The organism is Photobacterium sp. DNB22_13_2 (genome assembly GCF_052873915.1).
The window spans coordinates 304,475-321,292 of the sequence record NZ_JBNNXU010000006.1 but is presented as its reverse complement, the minus strand read 5'-3'; the positions used below and the strand labels follow the sequence as shown (position 1 = coordinate 321,292).

The window sequence follows — 16,818 nt, the reverse complement described above, 5'->3', positions numbered from 1 at the left end:
AGCGAATCATTCGCATGAAAAAAGGTTGATGCTGCCACAGTATTAGCATAATTGTGGATATTTAGTCGTAAAGTGACTATTTATTCCATTAACAGTAGTTATCTAGTGAAATGATATTTTGATTTTCATCACATTTCTGCTGAAATAATTAACTTACTATTTTGCCACTTCGATAAGTATTTCAAATAAATCGATTAAAATCTCTGACTACATATAAGGAAAATGTCGACATGGCTGGCATCATTAAAGTTTCACGCAATACAGAAAATGCCCCTCAAAGCACTCTATCTTCTCAAACAGTTGCTTTCTCACACTACAATAACTTTTCTGCACAGTTACCTGTAGACCCTAAAACAGGCGAGATTGTTGTCGGTGATGTAAAAGATCAAGCTAAGCAGTGTTTAACAAATATCAAAGCCATTGTTGAAAGCATTAACCATGTAATGGACGACGTTGTAAAAATCAACGTATTCCTTAAAGACCTTGCTGATATGGAAGCGGTAGACGAAGTTTACGCGACTTTCTTCAATAACCTTCTTCCTACTCGTACTGTGGTTCAAGTTAACGCTTTACCAATGGGCGATGCTTTGGTTCAGATGGATGCGCTGATCTCAAACGGTGAAGGTACTGCGCCACAAGACCCTTGTGCGCTTATCAAACTTTCTCGCAACACTGAAAATGCGCCACAGAGCCCATTATCAACTCAAACAGTTGCTTTCTCTCACTACAACAACATCTCAGCTCAGTTGCCAGTAGACGCTAAAACTGGCGCATTAGTCGAAGGCGGCGTGAAAGAGCAAACTGCACAATGTCTTAAGAACATGAAAGCAGTGCTAGAAAGCATCGATGTACCTTTCGATGACATCGTTAAAATCAACATGTACTTAACTGATCTTGCTGATGCTGACGCAGTAAACGAAGTGTACTCAACATTCTTCCCGGATTCAGCTATCGCTCGTACAGTGGCTTACGTACCAGCACGTTCTGTTATCGCAGCTGACGCACTACCAATGGGCGCTCTAGTTCAAATCGATGCTTCTGTATCTCATGGCGACGGCACACCTCCACAAGAAGTTGAAGATCGTCACAACATCGTGATTCGTGCAAACAATACTGATGCTGCACCACGTAACGCATTGCACACACAAACAGTGGCCTTCTCTCACTACAACCACGTTGCTGCTCAACTTCCAGTTGATGTGAAAACAAATGCAATCGTAGTTGGTGGCGCCAAAGAGCAAGCTGAACAGTGCATGAAAAACATCAAAGCGATTGTTGAGAGTGTTGACCACGTAATGGACGACATCGTTAAAATCAACATCCAACTTAAAGATGTTGCTGATATCGATGCGGTAAACGAAGTGTATACAACGTTCTTCCAAGGCGATCTTCCAGCACGTACTGTTGTGGGTGTTTCTCAAATTGAAATGGGTGCACTAGTACAAATCGACGCTGTTGTTTCTAACGGTGAAGGTACGCTTCCACAAGCATAATATCGTCTTGAATGCGCTGTAGCCGCCAGGCAATGATAACAAGCGTTATTCAATGATACTAACTGGGCAGGCTTTTATTATTTGGACACCTCAATGAGGGGCAAACAATAAGGGCCTGCCCATTTTTTTGATAGCAATAAATAGGGGATATGTGCTTAGAAATCCCACTGCACATAAAGCGTATTGTAGTCACTGTCCCCCTTTGATCCTGCCAAAAGCTGAAGAGAGGGTGAAAATACCCGAACGGTGATGCAGGCTGTAGCTTAGCCACATATTCGATAGTGATTTATTGTTAAGCATATCCCCCATATTGACATCGAAGGAGAAACCCAAGTCGTTCATTAGCTTGAGTGATATCACTTAGGTTCATTTCTGAAGTATTCGAATAGCTCACCACTTCAGTCATGACTGGGCGGGCAATGGTCTATTTTGTTTCTGATTCTGATTCTGATTCTGATTCTGGCTCTGAGTTACAACCCATTAAAATAACAACGGACAGCGCTAAGCTAATGGTGGTTTTAATTAACTTATAACTAGGTATGCTTAATCGTGGCAACGGCATCTCGAGTGTCTCCAGAAAGATTGAGAGTTATTTTATTTTTAGCAGGTTATCTAATCACAATAATTTAAATGTGACGTTTTGTGATATGGCTAATGATAAAGAATAGATATTACGGACACTATGTATAAGAGATATTCATTTTTGCTCGTACTTGTTTTTTTCAACGAACTACAACAACAGCCAGCATGTTGCTGGCTTGATTTTGTTTTTAATATATTGATTTTTTAATAAATTAGAAGATTTACCAAGTGAGTACTTAAGTCGATTCGCAATGTTACTACTATCATAAGAGCCCAAAAAAGGGATTCAAAGAGAATGTTTAACTTAACCATAAAGGGAGACCCTAAATAAAATAGGCAATTTTGAAATATGAGTTTAATGGTTCGTTTTGCTTTAGGTTAAGTTTAAGAAAGGTGTGCTGAAATAACGATGATTAAGAGAAATTCATATTTGGGCATTCATAAGAAAAACCGCCTTGGCATAGACGGTTTGCAGAGGGTATCCGAGACGCTTTTTGTTATCTGGATTATCAGTCGTTGATATCCTGAATGTTGATGACCAGTTGCTCCCAGTTTCTCTGGTTTTCAATATCAAACTGAGCACCTTGTTCATCGGCCCAGGTAAACCGGGTAATTGCGGAGGTTTTGCTGGTGGCTTGGTATAACCAATAAGCCTCGGCCTTAAGTGCATCGTTGATGGGCCTGTCGATAGACTCATAGACAGTTTGTTTACAGGCGTTAATGGATTCGGCTGGGAACTTGGCGATACGCTTGGCGAGTGTCTCGACGTATTCACCGATTTCATCAGGTTCAAGCGCTTTGTTGATGGTGCCATAGGCTTCTGCTTCATCGGCATCAAAATCTCGTGCGCTGAGGATGATTTCCAGCGCTCGGCCTAACCCAGCCTGGCGCGCCATTCGTGAAGCACCACCACCGCAAGGCAAAATACCCATTGCCACTTCCATCTGCATGAATTTATATTTTCCGCGTGCGGCGAAACGCATGTCACAGGCCAGTGCAAACTCATGGCCACCGCCACGGGCATAGCCTTCCAGTTTGGCAATGGTCGCTTGTGGTAATCGACTAATGCGCTCTAGTACGGCTTGTAGATCGAGGAGCTTAGCTTCGTTTCGGGCGACAGCGTCTTTAGACATATCGCGCAGCAGGTTAGTGTCATAATGGCAGACCCAAATTTCAGGGTGGGCGGATTCGAATACAACGACTTTGACCTCTCGGTCGCGCTCTAGCCGTAATGCTAGGCTGTTGAGATCGGCGAGCATCTCTTGGCCCTGTACATTGACAGGCGGGAAATCAATAGTCACCCAGGCGACACCATCATCGATCTTTACCGAAAACGTCGTGAAATTCTTATATTCCATCGTATTACTCCTCATCGCTGCATCCATTGTTGCAGTCAGTTTTTTGAATCGAGTGAATATCAAGGACATGCTGCGCTACTTTGTGGATAGAACGTACCGCACACATTAAAAACTAGGAGAGTGAAGGCTAGAGGTAAATTAGAGTTAACAGAAAAGAGAATATGGATTTTCTATATAATCACTTGGCCAATACAGAGTAAACGGCGTGTTACATCAATGATTGGTGTTTTGCGTTGTCGTAAACTGGCACCCGTTAGTACCTAGAATAGTTTTTGACAGTAGAATAATTTTAGACAGAAGAATAGTTGATGAGCCAAAACGACATCCAACAAAAAATAGCTAGTTTTACTTCGATTGAGGAGGCACTTGATTACTTTGAAATTGGTTTTGATAGTAAGTTTATCAACGAATATCGTACTCAGTTAGTTAAGCGCTTTAATGGCTATTTATTGATTTCAAAGCCTGACGATTGGTTTTCTGCTCGTCGGGCACTGAAAAATGCTTATTGCAAGGTACAGCGGGGTCGACTGGATCCGCATAGCCGCTCGGCTTGTCGAGGATGTACTTCTTGCCAGCGCCGTTAGGTTGTTTGATTACAAAGATAAAGGTGCCGAATCAGTAAAGAGTGGCTGACTCGGCAATTGGTCGTTAGCGGCTGTTTTCTTGTCGTCTGATTTAGATTGGCACAACGAGAATATCAACCGGGGATTTATTGATGAGGTGCTTGGAGTAAGAAATGATATTGCTCCAGAAGTCATGGTGGTGGCCGCAAATGATCAGCTCTACACCATTTTCTTGGATAATATCTTGTAGCTTACCGCTTAAGTCGCCGGTACCAATGATGAAGTGTTTGATTGGGTAGTCGGTATGGGTTTCAAAAGCTCTTAGTTGATCCATTTTGGGCTCGCCCAATGGGTTTTCATTCGGGGTGACTTTTATATCAATCAGCTCTGGATAGATTTCCCCGTGTGTTCCGTCAATGTGGACAAAAGAGACGTCTGCATTGAGGAGCTTTGCCAGAAAAACAGCCCTATCAATTAGCACATTGGTTTCTTCCGATAGTTCAAGTGCAACTAGGATATGTTTGTATTTCATAACTATGCCCTCCTGCTTAAAAAATATATCCAAATCACTTCAAGGTCATTGGTTATAAACCCAGCATAGTTCGAGACAGAAATAAATAGTGTCGAAGATGTCTCAGAATGGCTAAAAAGCCTATAATTTGTTGATATGTAATACAATAATGCTGAATGACCATATGTGATAAGCGGTGTGAGAAAGTGGTAGTGGTTAGTGCTTCGTCAGCCAAGAGGAAGGAGACATACCCGTGACCTTGCGAAATGCACGGGCAAAACCGGAGCGGTTGCTATATCCCACTTCTTCAGCGACGTAAACAAGTGCTTTGCCTTTTCTGAGCAGGTTTTGTGCGAGTTCGATTCGCCATCTCATTTGATAATCACCCGGTGTTGTGCCGACGATAGACTTGAATGACTCCATAAAAACGGTGCGTGACATTGCCGCTTCACAGGCAAATTGAGCCATAGAATATGACTTATCAGGTTCGTTGTGGATTAGGGTCAGCACTCGGGCCAGTTTGGGGTGAGACAGTCCGGCAAGCATTCCATCATCCAAACTATTTTGCTCGATACTATGGCGAATGAGCAAAACCAACAGGATTTCGCAGAGCCTATCGATAATCAGCTGTTTGCCTGGATGTAGTGTAAAGGCTTCGGTAAATAACTGTTCAACAATAGCTGAAAGGGAGTTGGATTGAGCCAAAGTTATCACCATCAATGGTGGGAGTGCGGTGGTAAATAGGTTATCAGGGCCGGCGCCATAATGAACGGTGGCACATACTAGCTCGGGGCCGTTGCTATCCGTGTCGTCACCTGCTTCATCTCGGGAATGGAGAGTATGTGCCATCGGCCTTGGGATAAAAATCAGGCTTGGCTCATTGAATTGATGATGGGTGTTGGTGGCATCGACGATGGTGAGTGACCCTTTCTTGAGTAGGTGAAGGTGGCCAGAGGTTATCGATGGATCATCAAAACGGGAAATGCCGCACAGGGCGCCGGTATAAAATACCCCGGCTTTTACCGAGAAATGTTGCATCAGTTGGGACAAATGGTCCATTTGTATATCCTTTTAGACCTTCTTTAGCAATATTGGCATCATCTCCGTACTATCAGTATCAAGTATAGGACTCATGTATCCCTATAAACCGGATTTTGTCGCTAGATTTATGAATGTCATTTATGCAGGAGAATCACCATGGCGACGATCACTTCCACACTACGAAACTTGTCAGCAGTCTCGCTGTTGAGCTTGTCCATGACGGTATTGGCGGCAGATATTGATATTAATGCCGATGAAAATGATTTGGCAATCAAGGGATATGATCCCGTTGCGTATTTTACCGATCAACAGGCTCAACTGGGCAGTAGTGATTACAGTGCAGCTTACAAGGGCGCTACATATCATTTTGTTGATAAGCAAAATATGGAGCGTTTTCAGGCTAATCCAACCGATTATGCGCCTCAGTATGGTGGCTATTGCGCCTTTGGGGTTGCAATGAATAAGAAGTTTGATACCGATCCGCTAGCCTGGAAAGTTGTCGACGGCAAGCTATACCTCAATTTGGATAAATCGGTGCAAAAACGCTGGTTGGAAGATACTGGAGGCTATATTACTAGCGCCGATAGCAACTGGACGAAAATCAAGCTAGTTGAAGCTGATAAGTTATAGCCTTAAAATTGCATTGATTTCCCCCTGATTTCTATTGGTCACAGCGCGGTAACGGAGAAATTGAGTATTGTCTATAATCACTATTGTTATAGGCAATACTATCGCCCCATTTATTTGTGAAGGAAAGCAAATATGACCTGCCAATTTGCTGTGGTGACGCCTGATATCACCTTAATGATGTCGGCATGGTTTAACCAAGATTTCCGCCTTTCAAACGACTTCCCTGTTTAGTCTCTGCTTGGGCTCGCCCCAAACTTAATCCACTTGAACTGAATACTGCAGCGTGATTTTGCCCTGTTGAATTAATTGTTATCCGTCACTGGCAAATGGCTTGTGAGCGGGCTATTGGAGAAAAGAGATGAAAAGGATCCCAGAACCATTTCGTATCAAAATGGTAGAGCGTATTCGAATGACGGATGAAGAAGACCGTCGCAAGGCATTGATTGAAGCTGGCTATAATCCGTTTATGCTACGTAGCGAGGATGTCTATATTGACCTACTTACTGACTCGGGAACCGGAGCGATGAGTGATAATCAGTGGGCGGGGTTAATGATGGGGGACGAGTCCTATGCCGGTAGCCGTAACTATTACAATCTCTGCCGGGCGGTTGAGCACTTCTTCCGGTACAAGTTGACCGTCCCTGCTCATCAGGGGCGTGGTGCCGAGCAAATCCTGTTCCCTTGCCTAGTTGAACGAATGCGTCAGGTCAGGGGAGGGGCGGAGGCTATATTTCTTTCTAACTTCCACTTTGATACGACCGCCGGTCATATTGAGATGAGTGGCGGTAAAGCCATTAACCTGCTGACCGAAAGTGCTTTCCACACCTCAACTTATGATGACTGGAAAGGTAACTTTGATCTAGAGAAGCTCGAAGCGGCGATCGATCAATACGGCTCGGTAAACATAGCTGCCATTATCACCACCGTTACCTGTAATAGCTCGGGTGGCCAACCGGTAGCGATGGAAAATATGCGGGCGGTATATGAATTGGCGCAGAAGAACGATATTCCCGTGGTCATTGATTCTGCCCGCTATTGTGAAAATGCGTATTTCATTAAACAGCGTGAATTGGGCTATGCGGATAAATCTATTCTGGAAATAATCCGCGAAATGTACCAGTACGGCGATATCCTGACGATGTCGGCGAAAAAAGATCCGATGGTGAACATTGGTGGCCTTTGTTGTATCAAAGATCATGAAGACTTGTTCCAGGCAGTAAGAACCCGTTGTGTGCCGATGGAAGGTTTTGTCACCTATGGTGGTATGGCCGGGCGTGATATGGAAGCCTTAGCACGGGGACTATATGAAGCCGCGGATGAAGACTTTCTTCATTACCGGATCGGCCAAGTGAAATATCTGGGTGAGCGGTTGCGCGAGGGAGGGATCCCGATCCAATATCCAACGGGTGGGCATGCCGTGTTTGTCGATGCTAAAAAAATGCTGCCACATATTCCTTCTCATCAGTTTCCGGCTCATGCTCTGTGTAATGAGCTGTATCTTGAATCTGGCGTGAGGGCGGTCGAGATTGGCTCGTTATTGATGGGGCGTGACCCACTGACGGGGTTGCAGAAAGACACTGCGTTGGAATTGATGCGTTTAACCATCCCACGGCGGGTGTATACCAATGACCATATGGATTATGTCGCCGATGCCTTGATTGCCGTGAGTCAAAGAGCCAGTGAGATATGTGGGTTGGAGTTTGAATATGAACCGCCAGTATTGCGCCATTTCACGGCTAAATTGAAGCCTGTGACGGAATAGCGGGCGAATAACCACCGTTTACCATTGGCTTACGGTGGTTTTGACGCACTTCTAACGTAGCGATGACGCTATCCCCACAATCACAGCACTACAATGGTTACTAAGTTAAGAGAGAATGCTAACTAAGGAAATCAAGATGAAAAAGACCTTACTTGCACTGATTGTGGCTGGCTTCGTACTGGCGGGATGTGATCAAAAAGCCACACCAGAGTCCCCATCTCAAACAGAGACAGATGCTGCATTGGTTGTTGAAAATCCAACTCAAGCAGGTGACGCTTCAACAACAGAAACACCGGTGACTTTACCAGAAGTTGAGCAAACGGAAGCGGTCCCAGCACAACTGCCTGAAGTGGCACAGCCAGTAGCCGATTCTGCCCACAGCACCCGCAATGCATTGGATTGGAATGGCACCTATACCGGTATTTTGCCTTGCGCTGATTGTGAAGGGATAAAGACTGAGTTGGTGGTAAAAAAGGATGGAACATTTATCCTTACAGAGGTGTACCTAGGTAAGGAAGGCAGTGCCTTTGAATACGAAGGGTCATTTAATTGGAATACTGCTGGCAATACGATTGCCCTGCCAGGTGCTGGTGATGATGCAGTACAGTACTTCGTTGGTGAAAACCAACTGTTCCGTCTCGATAAAGAAGGTAATCGGGTAGAAGGTGACTTGGCGAGTCATTATGTATTGCGTAAGCAGTAATAGATAATAAAATAGCCACCGAAAGGTGGCTGTTTTATATTCAGCCTTTCAATAATTTAGTCGACAAGCTCGACATCGGATTTCGGTACGCAGCAGCACGCCAATACTTTCCCTGACTCTCTATCGCCCGGTAGCAGGGCAGGTACATCCGGTTGGTCAACCTCACCCGATTCAAGCGTCATCTTACAAGCCCCACAGAGTCCAGCCCGGCAGCTATTAGAGACATTAAGTCCAGCAGTTTCAGCTTGCTCAAGTAGGGTCTTTTGATTATCCCCATTGAACAAATTGCCATTAACGCTGATGGTGACCGCTTTGGTTTTGCTTTCCTTGCGCGTTAACGGGCCAAAAGCCTCTTGGTGATACTGCGTTGCATCAAGGCCCGCATCCAGCAACAATGTTTTTGCATCGTCCATGAAGCGGTTAGGGCCGCATACAAATACTTGGCGTTCGTTCAACGCATCCAATTGCTCTAGGTGCGAAGCTTCAAGGCGGCCTGATAAGCCTTCCCATTTTTTATCAGGGCGGCTGAGGGAGATCATCACTTTTAGCTGGGGAAATTGCTTCTGCAATTTTTCCAATTCTTCAAGATAAGGAATGTCAGCTTGAGAGCGGCATTGGTGGTAGAAAATGACATCCCGCAGCTGATCATGGTCAGCCAGATAGCGCAGCATCGAAATCATTGGTGTTACACCGCTGCCGGCAGAGAGCAATAACAGCTTGTCGGTATGATGTCCGAGATGAAAGCTGCCGTCAGGCTGTTGGGCTACGAGGGTGTCGCCAACTTGCAGGTGGTCATGAATCCAGTTCGAAATGCGGCCGTCGTCGACACGCTTTACCGAGATCCCATAGCGGCCCGGGCGAGAAGGGCTTGAAGATAGGGTATAGCGACGGGCTACATATTCACCGTTGATTTCCACTTGGATTGGCAGGTGCTGTCCCGGTTGGTAAGTTGGCAATGTTTGCTGCCTGGCAGGCTCTAGCCAGAATGTAGAAAAGTCGCGGGCAATGTCTTCGCGTTCCACACAAGTCAGGGTAATGGATTGGTTGCCGTTATCGAGGTAGATTTCTTTGGGCTTGGATTCAAGGACTTCTACAGGATCTCCAGCTTTGATGAGGCCTTCATTGAGGGCAACTAAATTTTGGCCAAAATAGACTTCACCACTGCCGTCTGAGCGGAAGGCCGACAAGGTATTAAGTGGCTCTTTCAATGGGTTGAATTCGCCAGTGGCAGGATCGACCGTGGTCAAAATACAGCGAGAGCAAGGTTTTAGCGCTTCAAATTCAACCTCGCCGATACGAATCCGTTTCCATCCATCTTCCGCAAAAGGCTCTGTGCCTGACACGACTAAGTTGGTACGAAATTGATCCATGGTGTGTTGTTGCGGGCTTCGGGCATTGAGCTCGTCGAGTGAGGCCTCGCTAATAATCAACATCGGGTAGCCATCAGCAAAGCTAACATTTTGATTGAGTTTTGATCTCAAGCGCTGTGATTGCTCACCAGTAAATAGCAGTTGAACGGGCTCGCCGATGACTTGGCTGAACCATTCATTGGCTTCTTGTGTCGTCAGGTAGGCATTGAAGGTATCTTTCCAGACAGTCGCTTCAGATTCCGTCATTACAAAGTCGGCGTAACGTAGTTTCAATGACGGTTGTCCCGGATAGTTGAGGACTAAGCCAGTGGATAGTAATGCCGCAGACACCTTAACTAATTGTGGGTGCTTTCTTGCCGTGATCATACTGCCGTCGAGTCGGGTGACCATGAAACGGCGGTCGAAACTCAAACCTTGTTGCTCAACCCAAGCATGTGACAGGCTTACTCCTGCAATTGATTTAACAGGAAAAACGTTAATTTGGCCTAGTGTCGGAATATTGGCTGATTTACTCACAGTGTTCATCCTTGTGTCGTTATTTTTTGTACGGATAACGCCATTCTACCAAATAGTTTTTTGCTGAGGCGCAAAATTCATAAACCATAGGATCCAGAAATTTAAAGCGATATAGCTATTAACTGTTACTAGTCACAAAGTTACGCTTTGGTGATTTATACTTTTTTACAATGTTAGTGGTTAAGGGTATGAGATTTATGAATATTCGTAAGTATTAAGCTTGTTTGGTCGTTCATAATAGCTGGAAAATAAAAAACATTTAAAGAGGGAGCTATGAACCTATTACGGCATTATGGGGTAAGAGCCAAATTATTGGCATTAATCGCCATTGCAGTTATTTTAATGCTATTTAATGCAGCATTTCAGGCTAATGAGAGTTACCAAAGCGATATCGCTGATCGCAAAGGGTCGATGCAGGAGCAAGTGAAAGCGGCTATTTCTTTGGTCCAATATTACTCTGACAAATACCCACTTGATCAGCTTACAGCCCAGCAGGAAGCCAAATCGGCTCTTGCCGCAATGCGTTTTGACGGTGATAACTATTTTTGGGTAATTGCCACGGATAATCGGCTAATCATGCATCCACTGCGACAGCAGCAGGAAGGGCAATCGATGCAGGCCATCACCGACGCTTCAGGCAAGCAGCATTGGCAAGAGATGACGAATATTAGTCGTCGTGCTGGCAGTGGCTTCTTGGATTATGCTTGGATTGCCCCCAGCGGAGAGGTGTCTGAGAAAATCTCTTATGTCGAAAATTTCGCCAAGTGGGGGTGGGTAGTCGGAACCGGTGTCCATTTCTTGGATATTGAAGAGCGCTTCTTTGACAGTGCGGTGTTCCAGCTTGGCGTCAGCCTTGTTGTTGTCTCTATTTTGGTTGGATTCGGGCTTTGGATCAGCAACGACATTAGCCAGCCACTCCAGTTATTGACCGACAGAGTGCGAAAGCTGGAACAGGGCGATCTTACTCAGAATTTCACGATGGATCGTCGTGACGAAATTGGTCAGATTGCGCAAGTGCTCCATCAGGCATCTTCTTCTATGCGAACGACTCTACAAGCAGCAAACCTCAATGCTCAACAGTCGGTGAGTATGGCAGGAACCATCGCCGCCGCGAGCGAACAGTGTGCCCAATCCATTACCGAGCAAAATCAGCAGTTGGCTCAGCTGGCTACAGCGATGGAAGAGATGAGTGCAACTATTACTGATGTTGCCCAAAACGCCGAGACGGTTTCTTCCTCGACCGCAGAAATTAATGCCCAGGTTGATGCCAGTAACCAGCGTATGGTACAGGCGATGGCTGCGATCCACAGCGTGTCAGAAGGTATCGTACATTCCGATCAGCGTGTTAGTGAACTAAAGGATGGGGTTGAAGAAATCGGCAATGTGACTCAGGTGATCCAAGGGGTATCAGAGCAAACCAATTTGCTGGCACTAAATGCTGCGATTGAAGCAGCCCGTGCCGGTGAACAGGGCCGCGGATTTGCAGTGGTTGCTGACGAGGTACGAAATCTTGCAAGCCGAACCCAGCAGTCGACGATTGAGATTCAGGACACGATTGATAAGCTGACACAAAGTACGTTAAATACAGTGAAGTCGATGGCGGAAAGCACCGAGCAGACGCAGCACAGTGTCGAGCATACCGAGCAGGTGCAAAACGAACTCAACCGTATCGCTGGTTTGGTGACGGATGCCAATGACATGATCATGCAGGTCGCCACAGCGGCAGAGCAGCAGGGTACGGTAACGGAAGAGGTCAACAATACAGTTAATCTTATCCATACCGCGACCGAGGATATCAATAAGGCGGCACAGCACTTGGCATCGGAAAGCCAATCTTTGAGTGAGGCGGCAGCGACTTTGGGTGATCAGTTGAAGCAATTTAAAGTGTAAGTTGCTCCAACGAAGATAAAATGGAAATAATTTAAGCTCTAGTCTGTTGGCTAGAGCTTTTTCTTTCTTGTTGCTAATAGTTGGTCTTACTTAGTCAAAGCCTGATTTAGCCATTGGTCAAATTGACCTTTTGGTAAAGCGCCATTGATTGTCTCGATCATTTGACCGTTTTTAAACACCATAATAGTTGGAATGCTACGTATACGGTATTGTGCTGCTAGTGCTTGCTGCGCTTCAGTATCAATTTTTACAAAGCGTACGTCGTCGTTACGCTCTTTGGCGACATCCTCGAAAATCGGGGCGAAACCGACACATGGGTTACACCATGGGGCCCAGAAATCAACTACAACAGGTTTATCGCTTTGGATAAGGGCAAGAAAGTTGTCCGTCGTTCCTTCGATTGGCATGCCATCAAGTAAGCGATCTTTACAGGCTCCACAAGTCGCGATGTCATTCATTCGCTCTGTTGGAATACGGTTCATAGCCTTGCAGTGAGGACAACGGGTAGTCATTGTAGTCATAATCGGGTTCCAGTAAGTCTTGTCACTTACTAATTTAACGACTACCCAAGTATAAGCAAAGCAGGATTAACAGATTATATTGATAGAAATAATCTATCGTTTAGATTTCCCTCAAATTCTACGGTCGTTATAACATTGTTTGTTATTTATCATTTAGGTGAAGGCTTAGTGGATCAGCCCTAGCTCTTTGGCTTCCTCAATTGTTAGGCCACTAGCACGAATGTCGCGAAGCATCTCAATACGGCGGCGCGCTTCAGCCTGCTGGCGTTTGTTTTGGGAGATGTGCGAAGCGGTTTCATCTTTGAAATCCCACTTGGAAGACACATCAGACATCTCATTGTGGTCGATAGAATTGATAGACACATTAACCTCCTAAATAATCCCTGCGTCGAAATCAACTTATCTTTATCAGACGATTATGACGGCGTTAAGACGTTCAGACCGACTTTGTGACACATCCCAAAATTGTGCAAATTCCATGAAAACTTGCTTTTCTCTCCAACCAAACAGGGGTAGTGTTGACTGTTCCACCCGAGTAAAAAATCATGTGGTGAGATCACTTTTGCAAGCATCTTATTTCTTATCTCTGCCACAGCTAATTCATCGCCACTGATAGTTCAATAAATGAGCATGCAACTGATTGTTTATTAACGGTTTTGATTGTATTTTATTATGGTTGTGTGAATCGTGACCGCTTGGGCTTGGTGGGGGTTTACAGTGCCCGAAATCTCCCTTAATATTCACCGCACTTACGGAGAGATGGCTGAGTGGTTGAAAGCACCGGTCTTGAAAACCGGCATACGTTTGTAGCGTATCTAGGGTTCAAATCCCTATCTCTCCGCCACATTCTAGAAATTGGATGGTTACCATCGAGTTTCATACAGAATTGGAGCGGTAGTTCAGTTGGTTAGAATACCGGCCTGTCACGCCGGGGGTCGCGGGTTCGAGTCCCGTCCGCTCCGCCACTACAACGAAGCCTCAGCAGAAATGCTGGGGCTTTTTTGTATGCGTTGAATTTGGCGTTCGCCCTTTGGTCGAATGACTGGAGCTTTTTGTGTGAGTTGGTTTTACGTTTTATCGAGCTAACTTTTTATCAGCAATAGAAAGAACTTGCTTTTCAACTTGAGTGATTATCTCTGACGTTTGTTCCCATGTATTCCAGTAAAGCTCGACAAAAATAGATTGAGGGTCGATCGTCACTATTTCTGATTTATCTAGTCGGCTTTTAATGAGTAGTTTCGGTAACATTGTCCAAGCTATACCGTGTTTTACCGCATCAAGAAGGACATGGGAGCTAGGGAAGTAATGGGTTCTTTGCTGTCTATGTTTTACATCATAGAGCGACAAAAAACGGTCAACCAGATCATCATCCCTATCCCGATTATGAAAGCACTTGATGTGTTAGATACTGAGATAACATTGATCCAACCATAATGCCTGCCGTGCTGGCTCAGACTCCTGGGGGGGGAATTGGATTCAACTTCATAAGCTGATACATGGTTTGGTGAAAAAGGGACGAGTGGTGGGGATGGACTTGGTTGAGATAACGCCTTCATGCGATGTCGGGAATATTTCCATGATCCATGCCGAGCGCTTACTGTGCAATTTCATTGGTGCGACAGTCAGGGCTGGGTATTATCGACATCGTAAGGTGTTAGGTTGAGCCCTTGCTTGCTTAGGCGGCATTAGACACCACTATGTTGCCATTTTTCTCTGTGCGAGCTCCTTTACACCCACAGTTGGCATAGATGTTAGATTTTGATCTTATAAGCTATCGAAATAGGTTTGAATATTGTGTATCCTCCTTTTTTGAACGTTGTTTTATTTGGTGTAGGTTGGTTACATGTTAAAGATTGTGTTGGTCGAAGATGATGAAAAGCTGTGTGAGCTTCTGGCAAATTACCTTCGGCAACAGCAGTTTGAAGTGATCACAGTGCATGATGGGCTTCAAGCTCCCGATGTGATTATCAGCCACCAACCAGACCTCGTGGTGTTGGACCTCATGCTGCCTGGTATGGATGGGCTGAGTATCTGCCGTAAGATCCGCGGCAAGGTACAGAGTAAAATTATGATCCTGACCGCCAGTGATGATGATATTGACCATGTTGCAGGGCTGGAAGTGGGGGGCGATGATTTTGTCAATAAGCCAATCAAGCCACGTGTACTACTGGCAAGGATCCGAATGTTGCTTCGTCGCCAGGTAAATGGCGTAAAGTTGGATTATGATGAACAGAGCCAAAACCAACAGACGGCATCCGATGAACAGGAGCATCGTTACGGTAAACTATCAATCAATCATCGTAGCCGTAATTGCGAAATGGATGGTGAGACAGTCTGTCTGACTGACAGCGAATTCAATTTATTGTGGCTGTTGGCAAGCCATCCAGATGAAGTACTGACGCGTGAGTTTTTGGTAATGGAAACGCGTGGAATCAAATATGATGGTTTGGATCGCACCATCGATAATAAAATTGTTACCCTACGCAAAAAGTTGGGCGACAACCCGTCTCTACCAAGGAAGATTATTACAGTACGCGGCAAAGGATACTTGTTTGTGCCTGATCGCTGGTAGGCCGAGTCCATGAAGCGTCTTTATTTAGAGTTTTTTATTGGTTTATTTGGTTTGTTCTTCCTTTGCATTCTGGTCTTTTCTTTTGTGACCCAGGAGCTAACGACAGACTACGAAGCAGAGTTGGAAATAAGTCATGTTTCCAGTGTCATGCAAATCTTGGACGATGTTGCTGCGCAGCGAGGCCAAGAAAAAGCCGATAAGCTACTGGCAGGTTATGCCGAACAAAGTCATTTAACCTACCAGCCTTTTAGTTGGGATCAGCTTGGCTTCACACAGGCCGAGCACGATAAGCTCAGCCGGCGCGGAGCCTTGTTTGAAGATGAAAATCAATATTGGGTTGTGTACGGCGATCAAAAGCAGGTGTATTTCCTACAGCCTGATACTGAGCAAGATCTGTGGCAGATGTTGGATCTGGAGTTCAAATTGCTATGGGTGTCTTTTTTCGCCACGTTTGCGCTTTACAGTGCCATTATGCTGAAGATTTTGTCCAGCCGGTTTAGGAAGTTGGAGAAAGCCACAATGGCTTTTTCTGATGGTGACTTCAAGGTCAGGGCCTCTGAAAAAGCGGGAGATCGTGTCGGCCGTCTCAATGCCCGTTTTAACCAGATGGCAGATAAGATTTCCGAGTTGATCCAGAGTCACAAGCACCTGACCAATGCCATTGCCCATGAGCTCAGAACACCACTTTTCAGGATGCAATGTCAACTTGATTTATTGGAAGAGTCCGCACTGAATGTCGAGCAAAAAAACACTCTCGCAGGCCTTTATGAAGATGTCGATGAACTTGAATCTCTGATTGAAGAGCTGCTGTATTTTGCCAAGATGGAACGCTCTAGCGTGACATTACAATTGCAACAGCAGGATGTGTCCGAAGTATTACAACGCACGCTTGTTCATTGCCAAAAGGACACAGCTAAGCAACTGATCTTGGACTGCCCCAAACATTGTGTCTTTGATGTTGATGCCCATCACCTCGAACGTGCGGTATCTAATATTATCCGCAATGCTTTTCGATATGCTGAACAGTGTATTGTTGTCAAAGCATTTTGCCAAGACAGTATATTGACGATTCAGGTGGACGATGATGGCGGTGGTATTCCACCGGATGAGAGAGACAATGTACTGAAGCCATTCTATCGTGTCGGTACATCCCGAGACAGACAGTCTGGTGGTCATGGCTTAGGCTTGGCGATTGTGTCCCAGGTTGTTTCTTTGCATCAAGGTGAGCTGGAGATCAGTGAAAGTGACAGTGGCGGAGCAAGGTTTATTATCCGCTTGCCATAAGTGCGGCTTCCTGCCGATAACC

At 45.3% G+C, this 16,818-nt stretch carries 16 protein-coding genes and 2 tRNA genes; 11 read left to right on the top strand and 7 right to left on the bottom strand.

Translation table 11 applies throughout. From position 1 onward, the window contains the following. Nucleotides 1-230: 230 nt before the first annotated feature. On the top strand, nucleotides 231-1,493 hold the full coding sequence (locus ACVA58_RS12015; RefSeq protein WP_446510679.1) for a RidA family protein: 1,263 nt from the start codon (nucleotides 231-233) through the stop codon (nucleotides 1,491-1,493). A gap of 189 nt (nucleotides 1,494-1,682) precedes the next feature. Here the strand turns inward: ACVA58_RS12015 and ACVA58_RS12010 are convergent, their stop codons facing one another. Further along, the gene (locus ACVA58_RS12010; RefSeq protein ID WP_446510678.1) at nucleotides 1,683-1,853 is read right to left on the bottom strand and encodes a hypothetical protein; all 171 of its coding nucleotides are present in this window, start codon (nucleotides 1,851-1,853) and stop codon (nucleotides 1,683-1,685) included. Between the two features lie 731 nt (nucleotides 1,854-2,584). Further along, nucleotides 2,585-3,433, bottom strand: coding sequence for an enoyl-CoA hydratase/isomerase family protein (locus ACVA58_RS12005; RefSeq protein WP_446510677.1), 849 nt, complete (start codon nucleotides 3,431-3,433; stop codon nucleotides 2,585-2,587). A 308-nt stretch (nucleotides 3,434-3,741) separates the two neighbouring features. On the opposite strand from ACVA58_RS12005, the gene ACVA58_RS12000 reads away from it, so the two are divergent. Further along, a complete protein-coding gene (locus ACVA58_RS12000; protein WP_446510676.1) occupies nucleotides 3,742-4,017 on the top strand; it encodes a nitrogenase-stabilizing/protective protein NifW in 276 nt (91 codons plus the stop codon). 91 nt (nucleotides 4,018-4,108) lie between these two features. Here ACVA58_RS12000 and ACVA58_RS11995 read toward each other — a convergent pair whose 3' ends face one another. Continuing rightward, nucleotides 4,109-4,528: a universal stress protein gene (locus ACVA58_RS11995; protein ID WP_446510675.1), complete on the bottom strand. Its 420-nt coding sequence runs from the start codon at nucleotides 4,526-4,528 to the stop codon at nucleotides 4,109-4,111. 195 nt (nucleotides 4,529-4,723) lie between these two features. Then, on the bottom strand, nucleotides 4,724-5,566 hold the full coding sequence (locus ACVA58_RS11990) for an AraC family transcriptional regulator (protein WP_446510674.1): 843 nt from the start codon (nucleotides 5,564-5,566) through the stop codon (nucleotides 4,724-4,726). 138 nt (nucleotides 5,567-5,704) lie between these two features. Between ACVA58_RS11990 and ACVA58_RS11985 the strand changes: the two genes are divergently transcribed. The 3 genes from ACVA58_RS11985 (at nucleotide 5,705) to ACVA58_RS11975 (ending at nucleotide 8,643) form a co-directional block, all read left to right on the top strand. After that, nucleotides 5,705-6,178, top strand: a complete 474-nt coding sequence (locus ACVA58_RS11985; RefSeq protein WP_446510673.1) for a YHS domain-containing (seleno)protein — start codon at nucleotides 5,705-5,707, stop codon at nucleotides 6,176-6,178. Between the two features lie 358 nt (nucleotides 6,179-6,536). Then, nucleotides 6,537-7,940, top strand: coding sequence for a tryptophanase (locus ACVA58_RS11980; protein WP_446510672.1), 1,404 nt, complete (start codon nucleotides 6,537-6,539; stop codon nucleotides 7,938-7,940). A gap of 136 nt (nucleotides 7,941-8,076) precedes the next feature. Beyond that, nucleotides 8,077-8,643: a copper resistance protein NlpE gene (locus ACVA58_RS11975; protein WP_446510671.1), complete on the top strand. Its 567-nt coding sequence runs from the start codon at nucleotides 8,077-8,079 to the stop codon at nucleotides 8,641-8,643. A gap of 56 nt (nucleotides 8,644-8,699) precedes the next feature. Here ACVA58_RS11975 and ACVA58_RS11970 read toward each other — a convergent pair whose 3' ends face one another. Beyond that, nucleotides 8,700-10,538: an MOSC N-terminal beta barrel domain-containing protein gene (locus tag ACVA58_RS11970; RefSeq protein WP_446510670.1), complete on the bottom strand. Its 1,839-nt coding sequence runs from the start codon at nucleotides 10,536-10,538 to the stop codon at nucleotides 8,700-8,702. 264 nt (nucleotides 10,539-10,802) lie between these two features. On the opposite strand from ACVA58_RS11970, the gene ACVA58_RS11965 reads away from it, so the two are divergent. Next, the gene (locus ACVA58_RS11965) at nucleotides 10,803-12,419 is read left to right on the top strand and encodes a methyl-accepting chemotaxis protein (RefSeq protein WP_446510669.1); all 1,617 of its coding nucleotides are present in this window, start codon (nucleotides 10,803-10,805) and stop codon (nucleotides 12,417-12,419) included. A gap of 86 nt (nucleotides 12,420-12,505) precedes the next feature. Here the strand turns inward: ACVA58_RS11965 and trxC are convergent, their stop codons facing one another. Continuing rightward, nucleotides 12,506-12,940 carry a thioredoxin TrxC gene (trxC, locus tag ACVA58_RS11960; RefSeq protein ID WP_446510668.1) on the bottom strand — a complete coding sequence of 145 codons (435 nt, stop codon included), beginning with the start codon at nucleotides 12,938-12,940 and terminating at the stop codon, nucleotides 12,506-12,508. 165 nt (nucleotides 12,941-13,105) lie between these two features. Further along, entirely contained in the window at nucleotides 13,106-13,303 is a 198-nt protein-coding gene (locus ACVA58_RS11955) for a hypothetical protein (protein WP_039460297.1), read from the bottom strand. A 390-nt stretch (nucleotides 13,304-13,693) separates the two neighbouring features. Between ACVA58_RS11955 and ACVA58_RS11950 the strand changes: the two genes are divergently transcribed. The 5 genes from ACVA58_RS11950 to ACVA58_RS11930 all read left to right on the top strand — a co-directional run bounded on the left by ACVA58_RS11950 (nucleotide 13,694) and on the right by ACVA58_RS11930 (nucleotide 16,796). Further along, nucleotides 13,694-13,784: transfer RNA gene (locus ACVA58_RS11950), tRNA-Ser, on the top strand. Nucleotides 13,785-13,828: 44 nt separating this feature from the next. Beyond that, nucleotides 13,829-13,905 (top strand) — tRNA-Asp (locus ACVA58_RS11945). 509 nt (nucleotides 13,906-14,414) lie between these two features. Beyond that, nucleotides 14,415-14,603 (top strand): arginase family protein, encoded by a 189-nt coding sequence (locus tag ACVA58_RS11940; protein WP_446510708.1) that lies wholly within the window; start codon nucleotides 14,415-14,417, stop codon nucleotides 14,601-14,603. A 180-nt stretch (nucleotides 14,604-14,783) separates the two neighbouring features. After that, on the top strand, nucleotides 14,784-15,512 hold the full coding sequence (locus ACVA58_RS11935) for a response regulator (protein ID WP_446510667.1): 729 nt from the start codon (nucleotides 14,784-14,786) through the stop codon (nucleotides 15,510-15,512). Nucleotides 15,513-15,521: 9 nt separating this feature from the next. Beyond that, nucleotides 15,522-16,796: an ATP-binding protein gene (locus ACVA58_RS11930; protein ID WP_446510666.1), complete on the top strand. Its 1,275-nt coding sequence runs from the start codon at nucleotides 15,522-15,524 to the stop codon at nucleotides 16,794-16,796. The last annotated feature ends 22 nt before the right edge of the window (nucleotides 16,797-16,818 follow it).

Excerpts from the sequence above, each read along its gene's own strand:
- ACVA58_RS11975 (WP_446510671.1), top strand. The coding sequence starts at position 8,077 with ATGAAAAAGACCTTACTTGCACTGATTGTGGCTGGCTTCGTACTGGCG.
- ACVA58_RS11990 (WP_446510674.1), bottom strand. The coding sequence starts at position 5,566 with ATGGACCATTTGTCCCAACTGATGCAACATTTCTCGGTAAAAGCCGGG.
- ACVA58_RS11980 (WP_446510672.1), top strand. The coding sequence starts at position 6,537 with ATGAAAAGGATCCCAGAACCATTTCGTATCAAAATGGTAGAGCGTATT.
- ACVA58_RS11935 (WP_446510667.1), top strand. The coding sequence starts at position 14,784 with ATGTTAAAGATTGTGTTGGTCGAAGATGATGAAAAGCTGTGTGAGCTT.
- ACVA58_RS11970 (WP_446510670.1), bottom strand. The coding sequence starts at position 10,538 with ATGAACACTGTGAGTAAATCAGCCAATATTCCGACACTAGGCCAAATT.
- trxC (WP_446510668.1), bottom strand. The coding sequence starts at position 12,940 with ATGACTACAATGACTACCCGTTGTCCTCACTGCAAGGCTATGAACCGT.
- ACVA58_RS11965 (WP_446510669.1), top strand. The coding sequence starts at position 10,803 with ATGAACCTATTACGGCATTATGGGGTAAGAGCCAAATTATTGGCATTA.
- ACVA58_RS12005 (WP_446510677.1), bottom strand. The coding sequence starts at position 3,433 with ATGGAATATAAGAATTTCACGACGTTTTCGGTAAAGATCGATGATGGT.
- ACVA58_RS11995 (WP_446510675.1), bottom strand. The coding sequence starts at position 4,528 with ATGAAATACAAACATATCCTAGTTGCACTTGAACTATCGGAAGAAACC.
- ACVA58_RS12000 (WP_446510676.1), top strand. The coding sequence starts at position 3,742 with ATGAGCCAAAACGACATCCAACAAAAAATAGCTAGTTTTACTTCGATT.
- ACVA58_RS12015 (WP_446510679.1), top strand. The coding sequence starts at position 231 with ATGGCTGGCATCATTAAAGTTTCACGCAATACAGAAAATGCCCCTCAA.
- ACVA58_RS11985 (WP_446510673.1), top strand. The coding sequence starts at position 5,705 with ATGGCGACGATCACTTCCACACTACGAAACTTGTCAGCAGTCTCGCTG.
- ACVA58_RS11930 (WP_446510666.1), top strand. The coding sequence starts at position 15,522 with ATGAAGCGTCTTTATTTAGAGTTTTTTATTGGTTTATTTGGTTTGTTC.